The organism is Antarcticimicrobium luteum (genome assembly GCF_004358185.1).
Lineage (GTDB): Bacteria > Pseudomonadota > Alphaproteobacteria > Rhodobacterales > Rhodobacteraceae > Antarcticimicrobium > Antarcticimicrobium luteum.
The window spans coordinates 106,813-127,344 of the sequence record NZ_SMUV01000063.1 but is presented as its reverse complement, the minus strand read 5'-3'; the positions used below and the strand labels follow the sequence as shown (position 1 = coordinate 127,344).

Annotated in this window: 20 protein-coding genes; 14 read left to right on the top strand and 6 right to left on the bottom strand. The window is 67.0% G+C overall.

The features are described from left to right. Positions 1 to 5: 5 nt before the first annotated feature. Both E1832_RS10055 and selD read left to right on the top strand, forming a co-directional pair. Entirely contained in the window at positions 6 to 386 is a 381-nt protein-coding gene (locus E1832_RS10055; RefSeq protein ID WP_133359614.1) for a Na+/H+ antiporter subunit G, read from the top strand. Between the two features lie 23 nt (positions 387 to 409). Further along, a complete protein-coding gene (gene selD, locus E1832_RS10050) occupies positions 410 to 2,572 on the top strand; it encodes a selenide, water dikinase SelD (RefSeq protein ID WP_133359613.1) in 2,163 nt (720 codons plus the stop codon). 87 nt (positions 2,573 to 2,659) lie between these two features. Here the strand turns inward: selD and mnmH are convergent, their stop codons facing one another. Continuing rightward, positions 2,660 to 3,724, bottom strand: coding sequence for a tRNA 2-selenouridine(34) synthase MnmH (mnmH, locus tag E1832_RS10045; protein ID WP_133359612.1), 1,065 nt, complete (start codon positions 3,722 to 3,724; stop codon positions 2,660 to 2,662). A 143-nt stretch (positions 3,725 to 3,867) separates the two neighbouring features. Between mnmH and E1832_RS10040 the strand changes: the two genes are divergently transcribed. Continuing rightward, complete coding sequence (locus E1832_RS10040) at positions 3,868 to 4,350, top strand: MarR family winged helix-turn-helix transcriptional regulator (protein WP_133359611.1); 483 nt, start codon at positions 3,868 to 3,870, stop codon at positions 4,348 to 4,350. 11 nt (positions 4,351 to 4,361) lie between these two features. Here the strand turns inward: E1832_RS10040 and E1832_RS10035 are convergent, their stop codons facing one another. Further along, on the bottom strand, positions 4,362 to 5,030 hold the full coding sequence (locus E1832_RS10035) for an SOS response-associated peptidase (protein WP_133359610.1): 669 nt from the start codon (positions 5,028 to 5,030) through the stop codon (positions 4,362 to 4,364). A 139-nt stretch (positions 5,031 to 5,169) separates the two neighbouring features. On the opposite strand from E1832_RS10035, the gene E1832_RS10030 reads away from it, so the two are divergent. Continuing rightward, positions 5,170 to 6,915 (top strand): tetratricopeptide repeat-containing sulfotransferase family protein, encoded by a 1,746-nt coding sequence (locus E1832_RS10030; protein WP_133359609.1) that lies wholly within the window; start codon positions 5,170 to 5,172, stop codon positions 6,913 to 6,915. A 37-nt stretch (positions 6,916 to 6,952) separates the two neighbouring features. Here the strand turns inward: E1832_RS10030 and E1832_RS10025 are convergent, their stop codons facing one another. Continuing rightward, on the bottom strand, positions 6,953 to 8,527 hold the full coding sequence (locus tag E1832_RS10025) for a bifunctional metallophosphatase/5'-nucleotidase (protein ID WP_133359608.1): 1,575 nt from the start codon (positions 8,525 to 8,527) through the stop codon (positions 6,953 to 6,955). Positions 8,528 to 8,656: 129 nt separating this feature from the next. Between E1832_RS10025 and E1832_RS10020 the strand changes: the two genes are divergently transcribed. The 3 genes from E1832_RS10020 to arsC are packed head-to-tail and all read left to right on the top strand — an operon-like array spanning position 8,657 to position 10,406. Further along, on the top strand, positions 8,657 to 8,995 hold the full coding sequence (locus E1832_RS10020; RefSeq protein WP_133359607.1) for a DUF952 domain-containing protein: 339 nt from the start codon (positions 8,657 to 8,659) through the stop codon (positions 8,993 to 8,995). Further along, positions 8,992 to 10,050: a quinone-dependent dihydroorotate dehydrogenase gene (locus E1832_RS10015; RefSeq protein WP_133359606.1), complete on the top strand. Its 1,059-nt coding sequence runs from the start codon at positions 8,992 to 8,994 to the stop codon at positions 10,048 to 10,050. The genes E1832_RS10020 and E1832_RS10015 overlap by 4 nt, the downstream gene beginning before the upstream one ends. Beyond that, a complete protein-coding gene (gene arsC / locus E1832_RS10010; RefSeq protein WP_133359605.1) occupies positions 10,047 to 10,406 on the top strand; it encodes an arsenate reductase (glutaredoxin) in 360 nt (119 codons plus the stop codon). The genes E1832_RS10015 and arsC overlap by 4 nt, the downstream gene beginning before the upstream one ends. Positions 10,407 to 10,543: 137 nt before the next feature. Here arsC and E1832_RS10005 read toward each other — a convergent pair whose 3' ends face one another. Genes E1832_RS10005 through E1832_RS09995 form a run of 3 tightly spaced genes read right to left on the bottom strand, consistent with a single transcriptional unit; the run spans position 10,544 to position 12,809 of the window. Further along, complete coding sequence (locus E1832_RS10005; protein ID WP_133359604.1) at positions 10,544 to 11,869, bottom strand: MATE family efflux transporter; 1,326 nt, start codon at positions 11,867 to 11,869, stop codon at positions 10,544 to 10,546. Continuing rightward, positions 11,866 to 12,390: a PaaI family thioesterase gene (locus E1832_RS10000; protein ID WP_133359603.1), complete on the bottom strand. Its 525-nt coding sequence runs from the start codon at positions 12,388 to 12,390 to the stop codon at positions 11,866 to 11,868. Before E1832_RS10000 ends, E1832_RS10005 begins: the two co-directional genes overlap by 4 nt. Next, a complete protein-coding gene (locus E1832_RS09995; RefSeq protein WP_133359602.1) occupies positions 12,390 to 12,809 on the bottom strand; it encodes a PaaI family thioesterase in 420 nt (139 codons plus the stop codon). Before E1832_RS09995 ends, E1832_RS10000 begins: the two co-directional genes overlap by 1 nt. Before the next feature lie 120 nt (positions 12,810 to 12,929). On the opposite strand from E1832_RS09995, the gene E1832_RS09990 reads away from it, so the two are divergent. The 7 genes from E1832_RS09990 (at position 12,930) to E1832_RS09960 (ending at position 20,455) form a co-directional block, all read left to right on the top strand. Further along, positions 12,930 to 13,298, top strand: coding sequence for a MerR family transcriptional regulator (locus E1832_RS09990; protein WP_133359601.1), 369 nt, complete (start codon positions 12,930 to 12,932; stop codon positions 13,296 to 13,298). Between the two features lie 235 nt (positions 13,299 to 13,533). Further along, positions 13,534 to 13,935 (top strand): MerR family transcriptional regulator, encoded by a 402-nt coding sequence (locus E1832_RS09985; protein WP_133359600.1) that lies wholly within the window; start codon positions 13,534 to 13,536, stop codon positions 13,933 to 13,935. A 54-nt stretch (positions 13,936 to 13,989) separates the two neighbouring features. Continuing rightward, positions 13,990 to 15,771, top strand: coding sequence for an acyl-CoA dehydrogenase C-terminal domain-containing protein (locus tag E1832_RS09980; protein ID WP_133359599.1), 1,782 nt, complete (start codon positions 13,990 to 13,992; stop codon positions 15,769 to 15,771). A 63-nt stretch (positions 15,772 to 15,834) separates the two neighbouring features. Then, positions 15,835 to 16,047, top strand: coding sequence for a hypothetical protein (locus E1832_RS09975; RefSeq protein ID WP_133359598.1), 213 nt, complete (start codon positions 15,835 to 15,837; stop codon positions 16,045 to 16,047). A 318-nt stretch (positions 16,048 to 16,365) separates the two neighbouring features. After that, positions 16,366 to 17,004, top strand: coding sequence for a glutathione S-transferase family protein (locus E1832_RS09970; RefSeq protein WP_133359597.1), 639 nt, complete (start codon positions 16,366 to 16,368; stop codon positions 17,002 to 17,004). A gap of 11 nt (positions 17,005 to 17,015) precedes the next feature. Beyond that, positions 17,016 to 18,227 (top strand): acetyl-CoA C-acetyltransferase, encoded by a 1,212-nt coding sequence (locus tag E1832_RS09965; protein WP_133359596.1) that lies wholly within the window; start codon positions 17,016 to 17,018, stop codon positions 18,225 to 18,227. 23 nt (positions 18,228 to 18,250) lie between these two features. Further along, positions 18,251 to 20,455, top strand: coding sequence for a 3-hydroxyacyl-CoA dehydrogenase NAD-binding domain-containing protein (locus tag E1832_RS09960; protein ID WP_133359595.1), 2,205 nt, complete (start codon positions 18,251 to 18,253; stop codon positions 20,453 to 20,455). Positions 20,456 to 20,532: the final 77 nt, after the last annotated feature.

Genomic DNA, 20,532 nt, shown 5'->3' with positions numbered 1-20,532 from the left:
GCTTCATGGAGCAGGTTTTCGATCTTCTGATCACGGTCTTCCTCGTCGTCGGCGGCATCTTCGGGCTGGTCGGCTCGTTCGGGCTGATCAAGCTCGACGATCCGATGTCGCGACTGCACGCGCCGACCAAGGCGACGACGCTGGGCGTGGGCGGCGTGCTGATCGCCTCGATGGTCCATGCCTATGCCCATGAGGGGCATCTGTCCTGGCATGAGCTTCTGATCACGCTGTTCCTGTTCCTGACCGCGCCGATCACGGCGAATTTCATTGCCAAGGCGCATATCCACCGGCATGAGACGCCCGATACCCTGCCGCCGGCCGGAGAGGACAAGACATGGGCGACCCATGACGTCCCGCCGGAAGAGCCCGGGAGCGGCCGCGGCTGATCCGCGGCCTGAAGGAGCGCACCTTGCATCAGCCAAGTTCCCCCCTGACCCGTGATCTCGTGCTGGTGGGCGGCGGGCACAGCCACGCGCTGCTCTTGCGGATGTGGGGAATGCGGCCGCTGCCCGGGACCCGGGTGACGGTGATCAATCCCGGTCCGACCGCGCCCTATTCCGGCATGCTGCCCGGATTCGTCGCCGGCCACTACGACCGCGACGCGCTGGATATCGACCTGGTGAAACTGGCACGATTCGCCGGGGCGCGGGTGGTTCTGGGCGCCTGCGAGGGGATCGACCCCGAGGCCCGGCTGGTGCATGTGCCCGGCCGCCCGCCGATCGCCTATGATATCTGTTCGGTCAATGTCGGCATCACCTCGGACATGCCGGCCCTGCCCGGCTTTGCCGCGCACGGCATCCCGGCCAAGCCGCTCGGCCCCTTTGCCGCGCGCTGGCAGGGGTATCTTTCCGGCGAGGGCCCGGCGCGGGCCGCAGTGATCGGCGGCGGCGTCGCGGGCGCCGAGCTGATCATGGCAATGGCCCATGCCCTGCACACCCGTGGCAGGCCCGCCGAGCTGAGCCTGATCGACAGCGCCCGCGCCCTCTCCGCCCTCGGCCCCGGCGCGGCGCGGCGGGTGCGCGCGGCCACCGAGGGGCTGGGCATTGCCCTGCGCGAAGGCATGGCGGTTGCCGAGGTCGCTGCAGAGGGCGTCGTTCTGGTCGATGGCACCATCGTCCCGTCGGAGTTCACCACCGGGGCCGCGGGCGCGCGCGCCTATCGCTGGATCGCCGACAGCGGGCTGACGCTTCATGACGGTTTCATCACCGTCGACGCCCATCTGCGCAGCAGCGATCCGGCCCTGTTCGCCGCCGGCGACTGCGCCCATCTGTCCTTCGACCCGCGCCCCAAGGCCGGGGTCTATGCGGTGCGCGAGGCACCGATCCTTTTCGCCAACCTGCGCGCCGCGCTGGCCGGCGACCCGCCGCCGCGCCGCTATCGCCCACAGAAAGATTACCTGAAACTGATCTCTCTGGGCGGCAAATCGGCCCTCGGCGAACGGTTCGGACTGCCGTTCTCCGGCCCGCTGATCTGGCTCTGGAAGGACCGGATCGACCGCAAGTTCATGGACAGGTTCCGCGCGTTGCCGGCGATGCAGCCGCCCGCGCCACCGCGCATCCGCGCCGCCGGGCTGGAGGAGATGCCCGGCGACAAGCCGCTCTGCGGCGGCTGCGGCGCCAAGCTGGGGCGCGGGGCGCTGCGCGCGGCGCTTGCCACCCTGCCCGCCGTCACGCGGCCCGACATCACCGCGCTGCCGGGCGACGACGCGGCGCTCCTGACCATGGGCGAGGTGCGGCAGGTGATGACCACCGACCATTTGCGCGCGGTCACCGCCGACCCGGTGCTGATGGCGCGGATCGCCGCCGTCCACGCGCTGGGCGACATCTGGGCGATGGGGGCGCAGCCCCAGGCCGCCACCGCCACACTGATCCTGCCGCGCATGACCCCCAGCCTGCAGGCCCGCACCATGGCCGAGATCATGAGCGCCGCCGGAGAGGTGCTGAACGATGCAGGAGCCGCGATCGCCGGCGGCCACAGCTCCATGGGCGACGAACTGACCATCGGTTTCACCCTCACCGGCCTGCTGGACCGCGACCCGATCACGCTGTCGGGCGCGCGCCCCGGCGATGCGGTGATCGTGACCAAGCCGATCGGCTCGGGCGTGCTGATGGCGGCCGAGATGCTGGGGGCGGCACGCGGCGACTGGGTGGCGGCGGCCTATGGCCTGATGACACAGGCGCAGGGAGACGCGGCGCGGCTGCTGGCCGGGGCGCATGCGATGACCGATGTCACCGGCTTTGGCCTCGCCGGTCACCTGCTGAACATCTGCGAGGCCTCCGGCGTCGCCGCCTCGCTCGATCTGGGCGCGGTGCCGCTGATGGCGGGCGCGCTGGCGCTGTCGCGGGACGGCCACCGTTCGACCCTCTACCCGGACAACAAGGCGCTGGCGCCGGAGCTGCCCGCAGACCCGCGCACCGATTTGCTGTTCGATCCGCAGACCGCCGGCGGGCTGCTCGCCGCCGTGGCGGCGGATCAGGCGGGCGTTCTGGTCGCCCGGCTGCGCGCAGCCGGACATGAGGCCGCCCGGATCGGGGAAATCACCGCAGGCGCGCCGCGCCTGAGCCTGATCTAGCGTCTCCGCCCCGCCTCTTCTTCTCTGCCAGGATACTGCGGCGGGGCGTGCATCGCGCGCTGGCCCGCCTCGCCCGGACGTCAGACATCAAAGCCCTCGGCCAAAACCTTCCACGGCCGCCTCGATCTCGGCCGCCGCCGCCTCCAGTCCCGGCCCATCCAGGCTTTCGCAGGTGACCCGGGCCAGAACCTCGGCCCCGATCGCCTTGCGTGACTTGGCATAGGCCGGATCGTAGTGTTCGGCCATCAGCGCGCGGGTCAGACCCGGCTTGTCACCCGCCGCGATCAGTTCGAACCAGCCATCCACCACGGCGTGGCCGCGATGGGCCCGCAACCCGTCCAGCCGGGCGCGCAGACGGTCGGGATCGGACAGGATATCGTCATAGGCCCGCACCAGATAGGCGGTGCGCGCCGCCAACGGCGCCTCGACCTCGATCCGTGGCGCCATCTTCATCGCCGCCCAGAGCGCGGGCGGCACCATCCGTTCGCCGACCTTGCTGGATTCCGCCTCGACCACCACCGGACGCGCCGGATCGAGCCGGCTGAGCGCGACCGCCAGCGCCGTCTCAAAGGCCTTCTGGCTGGGTTGCGGTTCGGCCATCTCGCCCAGCAGCGAGCCGCGATGCGCCGCCAGCCCCTCCAGGTCCAGCATCTGCACGCCGCGCCGGTCGAGGATGTGCAACAGATCGGTCTTGGCGGTGCCGGTATAGCCGTCGAGCAGCACCAGCCGGTGCGGCACCCGCCCCTCGTAGAGCGTGCCATAGACCAGCCGGCGATAGGTCTGATAGCCGCCCTTGATGCTCTCGGCGCGCCAGCCGATCTGGCTGAGCATCCAGGCGAAGGAACCCGACCGCTGGCCGCCGCGCCAGCAATAGACCAGCGGACGCCAGCCGCCCGGCTTGTCCTGCAGCGCGGTCTCGATATGACCGGCGGCATTGCGGAACACCAGTGCCGCGCCGATCTTGCGGGCGCGGAACGGACTGTCCTGTTTGTAGATGGTGCCGACCCGCGCGCGCTCTTCGTTGTCGAGCACCGGCAGGTTGATCGCGCCGGGCACGTGATCCTCGGCGTATTCGGCCGGGCTGCGCACGTCGATCACGGTATCGAACCCATGTTCGAGCAGATCGGACAGCCTGTGAAATTCCTTCGCCATAGGCTCCTCTACCGCGCCGCGCGGGCAAGGGAAAGCGCCACAGCCCCCGGCGGCCAAAATAGCCGCAGCCTCCATTATATGCTTACTTGCAAAGCCCCGGAGCAACAGCCATCATCGATCCGGCGCGCACAACCGGAGGTAACATGGATATCCACACCATGCCCGGGCACCTTGTCCGGCGGCTGAACCAGATTTCCGTGGCGCTCTTCATGGAGCGCATGGCGCAGGCCGGTCTGAACCTGACGCCGGTGCAATATGCCGCGCTCAGCGCCATCCGCAATCATCCCGGCATCGATCAGGCGACGGTGGCGGGGCTGGTCGCCTATGACCGCGCCACGCTGGGCAAGGTGATCGACCGGCTGGATTCGCGCGGGCTGGTGCGGCGCACCATCTCGCGCAACGACCGGCGGGCCAAGGAACTGGCGCTGACCGCCGAGGGCGCCGCCCTGCTGGCAGAGGCACGGCCGCATGTGGCCGCTCTGCAATCCGACATCCTCGCCGGGCTCGACGCGCAGGAGGCCGAAACCTTTCTGGCGCTGCTGAAAAAGGCGACGATGGCCGGCAACGTCCACAGCCGCGCGCCGCTCAAGGCCCCGGCTCTGCGGCCCACCCGCCAGCAGGGCTGACCGCCCCCCGCTCACTCCGCGTTCAGCGGTTCGATCAGCCCGGCGCCGGTCGCCCGGTTGGAATTGACCGCGCGGCCCACCCGGTGGAACGTCAGCGCCGCCTCGCCCGCGGGCTGCATCAGCCGCGCCGCGCCCCGGCCCGCCTCGCCCAGCCAGAGCGGCCAGTCGGCGGGCTCCAGCACCAGCGGCATCCGGTCATGAATGGGCGACAATGCCGTATTGGCGGCGGTGGTGACGATGGCGCAGGTCGGCACCGCCCCGTCGGGCCCGCTCCAGTCCTGCCAGATACCGCCAAAGGCCAGCGGCGCGCCGTCGCGGCGAAAGATGTACCATGGCAGGCGCGCGCCCTCATCCGTCTTGGTCCACTCGTAGAACCCGTTTGCAACCACGATGCAACGGCGACCGCGGCAGGCGGCACGAAAGGCCGGTTTCTCCGCCAGGGTCTCGGCCCGCGCATTGATCAGCAGCGGGCCGTCGGCGGCGCTCTTGTACCAGTGCGCCAGGAACCCCCAGCGCATCGGCAGCAACCGCCGCCCCGCTTCGCCCGCGCGGACCACATGCACTTGATTGGTCGGGCAGACGTTGAAATTCGGCACCGGCGGCAGATCGTTCGCCGGCTGCGCCGCGAACAGCCGTGCCATCGCGTCGCTGGGCAGGGTGACCGCAAATCGTCCGCACATTTTGTCCTCCCGCCGCTCGCAGGCCGGGCATCAAAGGGACCGGCGCGGGCGATTTTTCGCCCTTTTCCGGCGACAGACGTTGTCGCCTGTGTCGTAACAGTTATGTAACACCGTCGGACCGGTTCAAGAGTATCCTGCCATGCCCCAGCAAAACCCCTTCGCCCTGACCCGGGTCCAACTCCAGCAGGGACGGTACAAGGCCGCATTGAAAACCGCCAAGGCGGCGATGGCGCGACACCCGAGGGATCCGCATTTTCCCAATCTGGCGGGGCTTGCCATGTGCGGCACGGGCCAGCAACGCGCGGCGATCGCAATGTTTCAAAAGGCGATCCGGCTGGACCCCCATTTCGTCGACGCCCAGCGCAACATGGCGCAAACCCTTATTCTGCTCGACATGGCGGACAAGGCGCTGACCCTGCTCGACCGGATGGTGGCGAACGATCCCGGCGACGAGGGCGCCCAATACCTCAGGGCGCAGGCGCTGGCCAACCTGGGCCAGACCGAAGGTGCCGAATCGGCGGCCGCGCGCGCGGTGGCACTGGCCCCGAAACAGCCACGCAATTACAATCTGCGTGGGGTGCTGCGTAACACGCTGGGCCTGACCGATCTGGCGCTGGAGGATTTTCAGGCCGCGCTGGCGCTCGACCCCACCAACGTGGACACGCTGATCAACATCAGCCTGCCGCTGGCGCGCCAGACCCGCTACGACGCGGCGCTGGACGCGGCGCGGCGGGCGGTGGACCTGGCCCCATCCCATGTCGGCGCGCATCTGCGCCTTGCCGCCAGTTATGTGGAAACCGGCGACCGGGCCGCCGCACAGGAGGCCTATCGCCGGGTTCTGGTGCTGGACCCGCAGAACGCCGAGGCCATCGAACACCTGGCCGCACTGCAAGGCCGCGAAGAGAACGCCGCGCTCTCCGAGGCGGCACGGGCGGCCCTCAAACACGCCGGGTCGCGGCATCGGGACCGCGCCAGCCTGAATTTCGCGCTGGCCCGGATCGCCCAGCAGGCCGCCGATGTCAAAACCGAGGCGCGCCATCTGGCCGACGCCAACCGCGACATGGCCCGCGCTCTGCCCTATGACGCGCAGCGCGACAGCGCGCTGAATGATGCGATCATGGCCTATTTCCCCGCCCCACCAGAGGCGAGCGCAGCGCAGGAGCCGGTGATGCCGGTCTATGTGCTCGGCCTGCCACGCTCGGGCACCACGCTGGCCGAGGCGATGCTGGGCGCGCATCCGCTTGTGCATCCGTTGGGCGAGCAGATCATCGCGGGCCGGCTGCTCTATCCGCTGATCGAGGCGGGCACACCCTTTGGCGCCACCGAAGTCGCGGACGTCCTCGAGCGCGAGCGGCAGATGCTGCCCGCCCTGCCCCGGGGCGTTGCCGCCTATACCGACAAGATGCCCGAGAATTACCGGCTGATCGGGTTCCTGAAAACCGTCCATCCCGGCGCCCGTTTCGTACATTTGCGCCGCGACCCGCGCGACGTGGCGCTGTCGATGTGGCGCGGCCATTTCTCGGGCAGCGCGCTGAGTTATACCTATGACCTGCGCGCGATGGCGCATCGGTTCAACCTCTATGCCGAACTCATGGCGTTCTGGCACCGGCTGCTGCCCGGCCAGATCCTGGATCTCTCCTATGAGGAGATGACCGCCGATCCCGAGGCGGCGAGCCGGCGGCTGGCCGGGTATTGCGGGCTGGACTGGGTGCCGCAGATGGCCCGGCCGGAGGAGACCGAGGCCGCTGTGCTGACCCTCAGCGCGGGCCAGTTGCGCCAGCCGGTGCACCGCAATTCAGTCGGCGCCTGGCGCCAGCACCAAGAGGCGCTGGCCCCCCTCATCGCCGGGCTCGACCCGGCGCTCTGGCCGGGGCTGGAGGAGTAAGGAACCGGGACAACGGCCCCGGCCCCAGGCCCGGCGCCTACTTCCGCGTGATCCGCCCGTCGGTATAGGGCTGATAGGGCGATTGCCCGGCCAGGTATTCGGCGGTGACATCGGCCAGGTCCGGCCCGTAGTCATAGGCGTTCTTGTCCTCGCCCGAGAACATCTTGTAGCCGTCCCCGCCATTGCGCACATAGTTGTTGGTCACCGCCAGATAGCTGGCCGCCGGGTCGATCGGCACATAGCCGTCCTCGCTGGCCACCATCACCTCGGAAATCCGCGCCCCCACCGGCGCGGCGGGGTTCCAGGCAAAGGTCATGCCGGAGACCTGCGGAAAGCGGCCCGCCACCTCTTCGACCTGGCTGACGCCGTTTTCCAGCGCGTCGATGAGACCCTGACCGCTGATCTCGAAGGTCGAGAGCGTGTTTTGGAACGGCAGCACCGTCAACACCTCGCCCATGGTCACGTCGCCCACATCGATGCTGGCCCGCAGGCCGCCCGAATTGGCGATGGCGACGGTCACCCCCTGATCGGCCACCCGCGCCAGCATGGCGTCGGCCACAAGGTTGCCCATGGCGCATTCCTGCACCCGGCAGACCCCGCGATCACCTTCGATCGGGGCGGCCGCGGCGGCGACCACCTTTTGCCGGATCTCGTCCAGCGGCTGCGCCAGCTCGGCGATCCGTCCGACCGTCGGCTCATCCTCGGTCACGCCGGCATCCATGATCAGCGGCTCGCCGCTGGCCTCGATGAGCGTGCCCGCGTCGTCGAACGTGACGTTCAGCTCGCCCAGAAACTTGCCATAGGCATAGGCCGAGACGATGGCCACACCGTTGACCATGGTCGGATAGGGACCGGCGGCGCGGTCCGAGACATTGCTGAGATAGGTGTTGGAATGCCCGCCGACGATCACGTCGACGCCGGTGGTCCCCGCCGCGACGCGCTGATCGACGCGGTAACCTGAGTGGCTCAGCACGATGATCTTGTTGACGCCCTCGGCGGTCAGCCGGTCCACCTCGCCCTGCACCGCCGGCACGGGGTCGGTGAACTGCACGTTGGGGCCGGGGCTTGCCAGCTCGTCGGTGTCCTGCGGCGTCAGCCCGATCAGGCCCAGCTTTTCGCCGCCCCGCTCGATCACCGTGGATTTCAGCAGCTTGGTCGCCAGCATCTCCTCGCCGGAGAAATCGGCATTCGACATCAGCACCGGAAAGCGCACCGCATCCATGAAACCGCGCAACACCTCGGGGCCGTCGTCGAATTCGTGGTTGCCCACGGTCATCGCGTCATAACCGAGCTTGTTCATCATCTCGGCGGCGACCTTGCCCTTGTAATAGGTATAGAACAGCGTGCCCTGGAACTGATCGCCGCCATCGACAAGGATGGAGTTGTTGGAGCGCGCCCGCGCCTCGGCCACCGCCGTGACCAGCCGCGCCGAACCGCCAAAGCATTTGCCCGCCTGATTGTCCTCGGCCGAGCAGCCGCTGTCGTATTTGCTGATCGGCTCGAACCGGGCGTGAAAATCGTTGGTATGCAGAATCGTCAGGCTGTAGTCGGCCGAGGCTGCCCCGGCACCGAGCGCCAGCGCGGCAAAGGGGGTGAGAAAACGCATCATCATGAAACAACTCCCGGTTGGCTATTTTCCGTCGATGTTGCGCCGCAAATCGCCCCCTGTCAAAGCCTCCCGCGCGCTGACCCTGCGCCAATCGCGCTTGATTCCGCAGCCCCGCCGGGGCATCACGCATCCATGCTGATTTACAAGATATTCCGCGCCGACGAATGGGCGGCGCTGCAACAGGCTGGCGAGACCACCGGCGCCCCGGTCGATCTGGCCGACGGCTTTGTGCATTTCTCGACGGCAGAGCAGGCCGCCGAGACCGCCGCAAAACATTTCGCCGGGCAAGAGGGGCTGATGCTGCTGGCCTGCGAGGCCGAAACGATGGGCGCGGCGCTGAGATGGGAGGTGTCGCGCGGCGGCGCGAAATTCCCGCATCTTTTCCGCGCGCTGCGCCTGTCGGAGGTCGTCTGGGCCGAGCCGCTGCCGCTGATGGACGGTGCGCATCGCTTTCCGGAGCGGATGGTATGAACCTGCTGGAAAAGGCCGGGCTGGCGCTGTTGCACCGGGTCGATCCCGAGGTGGCGCACGGGCTGTCGATCAGGGCGCTTAAGATGGGTCTGGTGCCCGGCCCCGGCCCGGTCACCTCACCGCGGCTGCGCTGTCGGCTGGCCGGGCTCGACCTGCCCAACCCGGTCGGGCTGGCGGCGGGCTATGACAAGAACGCCGAGGTGCTCGGCCCGCTCTCCCGCTGCGGCTTCGGATTCGTCGAGGTCGGCGCCGCCACCCCCCGGCCGCAGCCCGGCAACCCCAAGCCGCGCCTCTTTCGCCTGACCGGGGACCGCGCCGCGATCAACCGCTTCGGCTTCAACAACGAGGGGATGGAGGCGATCGCCTCGCGGCTGGCCCGGCGCCCGAAGGAGGCCGTGATCGGCCTCAACCTGGGCGCCAACAAGGACAGCGAGGACCGCGCCGGCGATTTCGCCCGGGTGCTGACCTGCTGCGGCGCGCATCTGGATTTCGCCACAGTCAACGTCTCGTCGCCCAATACCGAAAAGCTGCGCGATTTGCAGGGAAAGGCGGCGCTTTCGGCGCTGCTGACCGGTGTGATGGCGGCGCGCGACGCGCTGGCCCGGCCGATCCCGGTGTTCCTGAAGATCGCCCCGGACCTGAGCGCGGCGGAACTGGCCGACATCGCCGAGGCGGCACGCGAGACCGGGGTCGACGCGATCATCGCCACCAATACCACGCTGGCGCGCGACGGGCTGACCAGCGCCCTGCGGGGCGAGGCCGGCGGTCTGTCCGGCGCGCCGCTGTTCGAGAAATCCACCCGCGTTCTGGCCCGGCTGAGCGCCCTGACCGAAGGGGCGATCCCGCTGATCGGGGTTGGCGGGATTTCCTCGGCCGAGGAGGCCTATGCCAAGATCCGCGCCGGCGCCAGCGCCGTACAGCTTTACACCGCGCTGGTTTATCAGGGCATGAGCCTGGTTCCGCAGATCGCCACCGGGCTGGACGCGCTGCTGGAGCGCGACGGGTTTGCAAGCGTGGCCGAGGCCGTCGGCACCAACCGGGAGGACTGGTTATGATCGAATACTGGCACAACCCGCGCTGTTCGAAATCGCGCGAGGGGTTGAAACTGCTGCAAGAGCGCGGCGGCGAAGTGACCGTGCGCCCCTATCTTGAGGACGCGCCCAGCGCGGCGGAGCTTGCCGCCGCCCGTACCGCCCTCGGCAATCCGCCGGCGGCGGAGATGATGCGGACCAAGGAAAAGCTCTTCAAAGAGCTGGGCCTCAGCAAGACCGACGACGACGCCCACCTGATCGCCGCGATGGCGGAACACCCGGTGCTGATCGAACGCCCGCTGGCAATCTCCGGCACTCGCGCGGTGATCGGCCGGCCGCCGGAAAAGCTGCTGGAACTTCTCCGGCCGCAGGGCAACTAGTCTTTTTGCGATATTTCCGTGGGTATCCCTGTAGGGGAATCGACTATTAGAAAAATTTTTGTAATTATAATTAACTATTTAAAAACCTAAATTAAACCAATCCCGAAAACGCGGAATTACACAATCCGAACATCGCCCTAACTCGCCCGCGCCTCCAGAGACGGATAGCGCAGGCCCAGTGTGATCGCCCGCGCGACGAAGGAAATCAGCAACGCCAGCCATAGCCCGTGATTGCCGAAGGCCGGCACCAGCAGCGCCAGCGCCGCGACATAGACCGCGAAACTCACCGCCATCATGTTGCGCATGTCCCGGGTCGCGGTGGCGCCGATGAAGATTCCGTCCAGCATGAAGGCCGCCACACCCAGCACCGGGGCGGCGACCACATAGGGCAGAAATCCGCGCGCCGCCTGCCGTACCTCGGGCGCGGTGGTCATCAGGTCGATGATCGCGCCCCCGGCGAGGGCAAAGACCGCCGACAGGGCCAGTACGATCACCAGCCCCCATGTACCGCTCATCACGGCGGCGCGGCGCAGCCGGCCCAGCGCCCGGGCGCCCAGCGCCTGGCCCACCAGCGTCTCGGCGGTAAAGGCAAAGCCGTCGAGCGCAAAGGCGGAAAAGGTCAGGAACTGCATCAGCACCTGATTGGCCGCCAGCGTGACATCGCCGAAGCCGGAGCCGATGAAGAGGAAGCTGACGAACATCGCCTGCAGCAGCAGCGAGCGGATCAGGATGTCGCCGTTCACCGCCATCATGTGTTTCAGCCGCGCCGGTTCGAACACCTGCGCCGGGTCGCGCCATTCGGGCCGGGCAAAGGCCGCGCGGCAGAACCACAGCCCCAGCGCCAGACCGGACCATTCGGCCAGAAAGGTGGCAAAGGCCACGCCTGACACGCCCCAGCCGAGGCCCAGCACGAACCACAGGTCCAGCACCACGTTCAGCCCGTTCATCCACAGCTGCACCGCCAGCACCGCGCGGGTGCGCTCCTGCGCGATCAGCCAGCCGGTGATGCCATAGATCGCGATCGCCGCCGGGGCGGACCAGATGCGGATGCGCATGTAGCCGGTGGCCAGCGCCTCGACCTCGGGCGTGGCCGGCGCCGCCCGCAACGCCGCCCAGAACAGCGGCACCTGCACCACGATCAGCGCTGCGCCCCCCGCCACGCCGATCAGCAGCGCCCGGGTCAGCAGCGCGGCCACCTCGCCCCGGTCGCCCGCGCCCAGCGCCTGGCTGGTCAGCCCGACGGTGCCCATGCGCAAGAAACCGAACACCCAGTAGACCGCCGAGAGGACGATCGCCCCCAGCCCGACCGCGCCGATCGGCTCGGGCAGGCCGATCTGTCCCACCACCCCGGTATCGACGGCGCCAAGGATCGGCACGGTGATGTTGGACAGAACGATGGGCACCGCGATGCGCAGGATACGCCGGTGCGTGATCTCCTCGCGCGGCGCGGTCTGCCCGGTCATGCGCCTCCGTCCGGCACCACCGGTTGCGGCATCAGGAAATGGCCGGTCGCCTGGGCGTAATGCTTGTCGTGATGATCCTGCCAGGCCGCCACATGGACCGAGGCATAGCGCCGCCCCGAGCGGCTGATCGTGGCCCGGGCATAGGCATCGCGCGGCAGCCCCGAGCGCAGGTAATCGACGGTGAAATCGATGGTCTTGGGCAGCCGCGGCAGCCGGCCTGCCGCCATGTCCTGCGGGTCCAGCGCGCCGGTCTCGATCTGCGGCCAGAGTTGCGACCAGCCCAGGGTGATGATCGCGGTCACCTCAAGAAAGGCCGCTGTGGCGCCGCCGTGCAGCGCCGGCAGGAACGGGTTGCCGATCAGCTTTTCGTCAAAGTTCATCACCCCGGTCAACTCGTCGCCGCGGCGGTCGAATTCAATCCCGAGGAAACGGCTGTAGGGCACACCATCGACCAGCGCCGTCAATGCGGCGTCGCGGCGTTGCTTGACGACCTGGACGGGTTCGGGGCGGGGACGGGCCATCAGCGTTTCTCCACGGTGAAGGCGCCGGTGGCGGCGGCGACCGGGCGGTCGGTGTCGTCATCGACAGCCGTCGCCCGTACAAAGGCCACACTGCGGGTGATGTGATAGCAGTTCGCCGTCGTGGTAATGCGCTGGCCCGGGGTGGCCGCCCGCATATAGTCGATGCGCAGATCGATGGTGGCGGTAGCCCCGGGGGCGGAGGGGTGGCTCATCACCGCCGCGCCGCAGCAGGTATCCATCATCGCCGAAACCGCGCCGCCGTGGATCACTCCGGTCTCGGGATCGCCGATCAGGCGTTCGTCATAGGGCATTGTGATCACAGCCCGCCCGTCACCGATCTCGGTCAGTTCCATCCCCAGCGCGCGGGCATGGGGTATCGCCTCGATGAATTGCCGCGCAATCTTGACCTTGTCCACCACTGAGCATGCTCCTGTCCCGGTTGCCCGCCTTTATGATCCGGCCCGCGCCCAAAGGGCAAGCCCCGGGGCATTGCGCTTGCCGCGCGGTCGCCATAAGTTGCGCCGCGTGGGAGAAACGGAATGTCCGATCAGCGATTGTCGTTCAAGGAAATGTGCGCCGAATTCGACGTGACGCCGCGCACCCTTCGCTATTACGAATACATCGAGTTGTTGAACCCCGAGCGCGCCGGACGGGCCCGGTTCTACGGCAACCGCGAGCGGGCGCGGATGACCCTGATCATGCGCGGCCGCAAGTTCGGCTTCCAGCTTGAAGAGATCCGCCAGTGGCTGCTGATCTACGAGAGCGAGGGCACCCAGGCGCAGCTTGAGGCCTTTATCGAGATGGCAGACCGCCAGACCAAGGCGCTCAACGAACAGCGCACGCAGATCGACGAGGCGCTGAGCGAACTGGCGCAGCTGCGCGAAGAGATCCTTCGCAACCTGACCTGAGCCGCAAGAAAACGCGCCAATCCCTTTAATTTCATGACAAGACACAGCGCCACGGCGCTGGGTACGGCGGTTTTCCGCCCTCTGCCCGCAACCCCGCGGAATGATCCAACGTCATCCCCAAGAGTGACGTAACGTCCAGGTTACGTTAACGTCAACTGCCTGTTGTATACAGTCCAGCGAGGACGCACCTCTGTTCCAGAACGATGCACCCGAAGCCGACGTCGAGAGACCGAAGATGACCGAAAAGATGATGACAATCCGCGAGATGTGCGACGCCTATGACGTCACCCCACGCACCCTGCGGTTCTACGAATCAAAAGAGCTTCTGTTCCCCCAGCGCGAGGGGCAGAAGCGGCTGTTTACCCGCCGCGACCGCGCGCGGCTGAAGCTGATCCTGCGCGGCAAGCGTTTTGGCTTCAGCCTGGAGGAGATCCGTCAACTGCTCGATCTCTATTATGTGGGCGATCAGCAGCTTACCCAGCTGTCGCGCACCTATGAGATCGCACGCGACCGGCTGACGGACATGGAGCACCAGCGCGACGAGCTGAACGAGGCGATCGCCGACCTGAAAGAGCAGCTCAAATGGGGCGAACGCGTGATCGCCTCAATGACGGACACCCGCAAGGCGGCCGAATAGGACCGCCTGCCCTGACCCAACGCACCTGTAGCGACATTCTGAGGGAGGCTAGAAATGCCCAGCTATTCCGCACCCACCAAGGACATGCAGTTCATCCTGCACGATGTGCTCGACCTGACCGGCAGCGACATTCCCGGCTATGACGAGCTGGAACCCGATTTTACCCGCGCCATCCTGGAGGAGGCCGGCAAGATCAGCACCGGCGTGCTGCACCCGCTGAACGTGGTCGGCGACACCGAGGGCTGCCGGCTGGAAAACGGCGTGGTCTATACCCCCACCGGGTTCAAGGCCGCCTTCGAACAGGTCAAGGAGGGCGGCTGGCCCGGCCTCGACATGCCCGAGGAATATGGCGGGCAGAACATGCCCTATGTGATCGGCACCGCGGTGGGCGAGATGTTTTCCTCCGCCAACCAGGCCTTTACCATGTACCAGGGCCTGACCCACGGCGCCGCCAGCGCCATCCTTGCGCATGGCTCGGACGAGCAGAAGCAGACCTATCTGCCGAAAATGGTGTCCTGCGAATGGACCGGCACGATGAACCTGACCGAGCCCCATTGCGGCACCGATCTGGGCCTGATGCGCACCAAGGCCGAACCGCAGGACGACGGCAGCTACAAGGTGACGGGTCAGAAGATCTTCATCTCCGCCGGCGACCACGACCTGGCCGAGAACATCGTCCACCTGGTGCTGGCCAAGATCCCCGGCGGCCCCGAGGGGATCAAGGGCGTGTCGCTGTTCATCGTGCCCAAGTTCATCGTGAAAGAGGATGGCAGCCTCGGCGAGCGCAACGCCGTCTCGGTCGGCAAGATCGAGGAGAAGATGGGCATCCACGGCAACTCCACCTGCGTGATGAACTACGACGGCGCGGTGGGCTATCTGCTGGGCGAGGCGCACAAGGGCATGCGCGCCATGTTCACCATGATGAACGAGGCCCGGATCGGCGTCGGCATGCAGGGCCTGGCCCAGGCCGAAGCCGCCTATCAGAACGCGGTGATCTACGCCAAGGACCGGCTGCAGGGCCGCGACGTCACCGGCACCAAGAATCCCGACGGCCCGGCCGATCCGCTGATCGTGCACCCCGATATCCGCCGCAACCTGATGGATCAGAAAAGCTTTACCGAGGGCGCCCGCGCCTTCATCCTCTGGGGCGCGACGCTGATCGACCAGGCCCATCGCGGCGGCGACGCGGCGGCCGACGGGCTGGTATCGCTGATGACGCCCGTCATCAAGGGATTCCTCACCGATCAGGGCTATGACATGACCGTGCAGGCGCAACAGGTCTATGGCGGCCATGGCTATATCGAGGAATGGGGCATGTCGCAGTACACCCGCGACGCCCGCATCGCGATGATCTACGAAGGCGCCAACGGCGTGCAGGCGCTGGATCTGGTCGGCCGCAAGCTGGCCCAGGACGGCGGCAAGCATGTGATGGCCTTCTTCGATCTGGTCAAAAGCTTCTGCAAAGAGAACTCCGGCAGCGACGAGGCCTACGACCGCGACTTCATCGAGCCACTGAAAAAGGCCTCCAAGGATCTGCAGGCGGCGGGGATGTATTTCATGCAGAACGGCATGAAGAATCCCAACAACGCGCTCTCCGGCTCCTATGATTTCATGCATATGTTCGGCCATGTCTGCCTCGGCCTGATGTGGGCCCGGATGGCCAAGGCGGCGCGCGCCGCGCTGGCCGGCGGCGCCACGGACGCGGCATTCTATGAGACCAAGCTGATGACCGGGCGCTATTACATGGCGCGCCGCCTGCCCGCCACCGCCCTGCACCTGACCCGCATCGAAAGCGGCGCCGAGACGGTGATGGGCCTCGACGCCACCAGCTTCTGACCCATTCGGGGGGGGCCGGGCGAGTGTCCCGGCCCCCCAGACCGACAGCAGAGAGGAGAGCCGATGGCAAAACGATTCCGCCTGACCCGCCGCTTCCCGGTCGCCATGACCGAGGACGGATACCGGCGGCTCAAATCCTTTGCCGCCGAGGCGGGGCTGGACGAAGGTGAGGCGCTGTCCTTTCTGTTCGAGAATTTCGACGCCGTCACCGACGAGGAGCGTCTGGCCCACCGGCTGCGGCAGTTCAACGCCGAGCTGGACGCGCGGAAACGGTGACGGGATGACGGAAGGGGAAATGATCCTGCAACGCGCCGCCCGGAGACCGATCGCGGATGCCTCCGGCGGGAGTATTTCGAACAAGAAGAATCCCGCGGGTCCACCCCGCCATCCGGCGCTGACCGCACCGAGGGGCGGCCGGGCGGGACGGCGGGGCTTCTCCTCGTGCGGTCATCGGCTCTCCAGCCTGTACCGCGGAGGCAGGATGCGCCGATCAGGGTTAACCACGGGTTACCCGGCGCTGGCGGCCGCTGCTTCTTCTCGTTCCAAATACTCAAATCCAACACCGTCCAAACGCGCCTGGGGAGGGCATAGAAGATGACCATCAAACTCTACTGCTTCGGAGAAAGCGGCAATTCCTACAAGGCGGCGCTGGCGCTGCAGCTGAGCGGGCTGGACTGGGAGCCGGTGTTCGTCGACTTCTTCAACGGCGCCAACCGCACGCCGGAATACCGCACCGAAGTCAACGAAATGGGTGAGGCTCCGGCGCTGGTGGACGGCGATTTCCGCCTCAGCCAGTCGGGCGCGATCCAGCAATATGTGACCGACAAATCCGGCAAGTTCGGCGGTGCCACCCAGGCAGAGAAATACGACGTGCTGCGCTGGGTGCTGTGGGACAACCACAAACTCAGCAGCCAGGCGGGGATGACCCGATTCCTGATGAACTTCCTGCCGGAAAAGCACCGCAACCCGGATGTGATCGCCTTTTCGCAGGGCCGTCTGAAGGCGGCCTATGCGGTGTTGAACAACCATCTGGAGGGCCGCGACTGGATCGTCGGCGACGGCGTGACCAATGCCGATCTGAGCTGCTGCGGCTATCTCTATTACCCCGAACCCTTCGGGTTCGAGCGGGCCGAGTGGCCCCATATCGACGCCTGGCTGACCCGGCTTTCCGAACAGCCCGGCTGGAAACACCCCTATGATCTGATGCCCGGCACCCCGTCGGACCGCGCATAAGGAGACCACCCATGACAGACGCTTATATCTATGACGCGCTGCGCACCCCGCGTGGCAAGGGCCGCAAGGACGGCGCCCTGCACGAGGTGACCAGCCTGCGGCTTTCCGCGCTGACCCTGAACGCGGTGAAGGAGCGCAACAACCTCGACGGTCACGCGGTCGAGGATGTGATCTGGGGCAACGTCACCCAGGTGATGGAACAGGGCGGCTGTCTGGCCCGCTCCGCCGTGCTGGCCTCGGATCTGGACGAGTCCATCCCCGGGCTCGCCATCAACCGCTTCTGCGCCAGCGGAATGGAGGCGGTGAACCTGGCCGCCAACCAGATCAGGGGCGGCGCGGGCGAGGCCTATATCGCCGGCGGGGTCGAGATGATGGGCCGCGTCGCCATGGGCAGCGACGGCGCCGCCATCGCCGTCGACCCGACGCTGGCGATGGACACCTATTTCGTGCCGCAGGGCATCTCGGCCGACATCATCGCCACCGAATACGGCTTTAGCCGCGAGGATGTGGACGCGCTGGCGGTCGAATCCCAGCGCCGCGCCAAGGCGGCCTGGGACGCGGGCCGCTTCGCCAAATCGGTGATCACGGTGCGCGACCAGAACGGGTTGGCGATCCTCGACCGCGACGAATACATGCGGCCGCAGACCGACATGCAGTCCCTGGGCGCGCTCAACCCCTCGTTCCAGATGATGGGCGAGCAGATGCCGGGTTTCGACAAGGTTGCGATGCTGAAATACCCGCATCTGGAGCGGATCAGCCACGTGCACCATGCCGGCAACTCCTCAGGCATCGTCGACGGCGCCGCCGCGGTGCTGATCGGCAACAAGGAATTCGGCGAGAAATACGGTCTGAAGCCGCGCGCGCGCATCCGGGCCACCGCCAAGATCGGCACCGATCCGACCATCATGCTGACCGGCCCGGTGCCGGTGACCGAAAAGATCCTTGCCGATAACGGCATGAGCATCTCCGACATTGACCTGTTCGAGGTGAACGAAGCCTTCGCCGCCGTCGTCCTGCGCTTCATGCAGGCCTTCGACGTCGATGCCGACAAAGTCAACGTCAACGGCGGTGCCATCGCCATGGGCCACCCGCTGGGCGCCACCGGGGCGATGATCATCGGCACCGTGTTGGACGAGCTGGAGCGTCAGGACAAAGAGGTGGGCCTGGCCACCCTCTGCATCGCGTCGGGCATGGGCGCAGCCACCATCATCGAGCGCGTGTGAGCGCCGGAACAGGAGACAGGACAATGGCAGAATTCACCCTGACCAAGGACGCCGACGGCGTCGCCACCCTCACCTGGGACGTGCCGGGCAAGTCGATGAACGTGATGTCGATCGAGGGGCTCCAGCAGCTTGAGGCCTGCATCGACGACGCCCTGGCCGACGAGGCAGTCAAGGGCATCGTCATCACCTCGGGCAAGGAGGGGTCGTTCGCAGGCGGCATGGACTTGAACATCCTCGCCAAGATGAAGGATGACGCTGGCGACGATCCGGCGCGCGGCCTCTTCGACGGCATCATGCAGATGCACGCGCTGCTGCGGAAGATCGAACTGGCCGGCATGGACCCCAAGACCAAGAAGGGCGGCAAGCCGATCGCCGCCGCCCTGCCCGGAACCGCCGCCGGCATCGGGCTGGAGCTGCCGCTGGCGACCCACCGCATCTTTGTCGCCGACAACCCCAAGGCCCGCATCGGCCTGCCGGAGATCATGGTCGGCATTTTCCCCGGTGCCGGCGGCACAACCCGTCTGGTGCGCAAGCTGGGCGCGATGGGCGCCTCCCCCTTCCTGCTCGAGGGCAAGATGGTGGAGCCCGCCAAGGCGAAATCCGCCGGCCTGATCGACGAGGTGGTCGCCGATCCGCTCGCCGCCGCCAAGGCATGGGTGCTGTCCGCCAAGGACGCCGACATCGTCAAGCCATGGGATGCAAAGGGCTACAAGATGCCCGGCGGCGCGCCCTATCACCCGGCGGGCTTCATGACCTTTGTCGGCGCCAACGCCATGGTTTCGGCCAAGACCAAGGGCGCCTTTCCCGCGCCCAAGGCGCTGCTGTCGGCGGTCTATGAGGGCGCGCTGGTCGACTTCGACACCGCCCTTCGCATCGAGGCCCGATGGTTCACCCATGTGCTGATGAACCCCTCCTCGGGCGCGATGATCCGGTCGCTGTTCCTGAACAAGGAAGCGCTGGAGAAGGGCGCGGTGCGGCCCAAGGACATCCCCGATCAGCGGGTCAAGAAACTGGGCGTGCTGGGCGCCGGCATGATGGGCGCGGGCATCGCGCTGGTCTCGGCCCAGGCGGGGCTGGAGGTCGTGCTGATCGACCGCGACCAGGAGGCCGCCGACCGCGGCAAGGCCTATACCGAGGCCTATCTGGACAAGGGTATCGCCCGCAAGAAGGTGACGACCGAGAAGAAAGAGGCGATGCTGTCGCTGATCACCGCCACCCCGGATCTGGACGCGCTCAAGGGCTGCGATCTGATCATCGAGGCGGTGTTCGAGGATCCCGGCGTCAAGGCAGAGATGACCCAAAAGGTCGAGGCGATCATCCCCGAGGACTGCATCTTTGCCTCCAACACCTCGACCCTGCCGATCACCGAGCTTGCCAAGGCGTCGAAGCGGGCCGAGCAGTTCATCGGCATCCACTTCTTCTCGCCGGTGGAAAAGATGCTGCTGGTCGAGATCATCAAGGGCAAGGAAACCGGTGACCGGGCGGTGGCCAAGGCGCTGGATTACGTGCGCCAGATCCGCAAGACGCCGATCGTGGTCAACGATGCGCGCTTCTTCTACTGCAACCGTTGCATCATTCCCTACATGAACGAAGCGATGCGGATGGTGACCGAGGGCGTGTCCCCGGTGCTGATCGACCATGCGGCGCAGCAGCTCGGTTTCCCGGTGGGGCCGATCCAGCTGACGGATGAGACCTCGATCGATCTGGGGGCCAAGATCGCCCGGGCGACCAAGGCGGCGATGGGCGATGCCTATCCCGACAGCCCGTCGGACGATCTGATCTTCTGGATGGAGGAGGAAGGACGTCTGGGGCGCAAGTCCAAGGCCGGTTTCTTTGACTATGACGAGAAGGGCAAGCGGCTGGGCTATTGGAAAGGCATGGCGGACAAATACCCGCTGGCCGATCCGCAGCCCGACCTGATCGAGGTGCAGGAGCGTCTGATGTTCGCGCAGGTTCTGGAAGCGGTCCGCGCGCTGGAGGAAGGCGTTCTGATGGACATCCGCGAGGGCGATGTCGGCGCCATCCTGGCCTGGGGCTTTGCCCCCTGGTCCGGCGGCCCGCTGAGCTGGATCGACATCATCGGTACGCCCTATGCCGCCGAACGCTGCGATCAGTTGACCGAAGCCTATGGCGAGCGTTTCGCCTGCCCGCCGTTGCTGCGCGAGATGGCGGAAAAGGGCCAGACCTTCTATGGCCGCTTCAACCCGGAGGCCAAGGCCGCCGCCTGATCCGGCCCGTCCCTGCGACATCCGGCCCGGCGCCCCTGTGGCGCCGGGCTTTTTCATGCGCGGAGCCCACCAGTGCG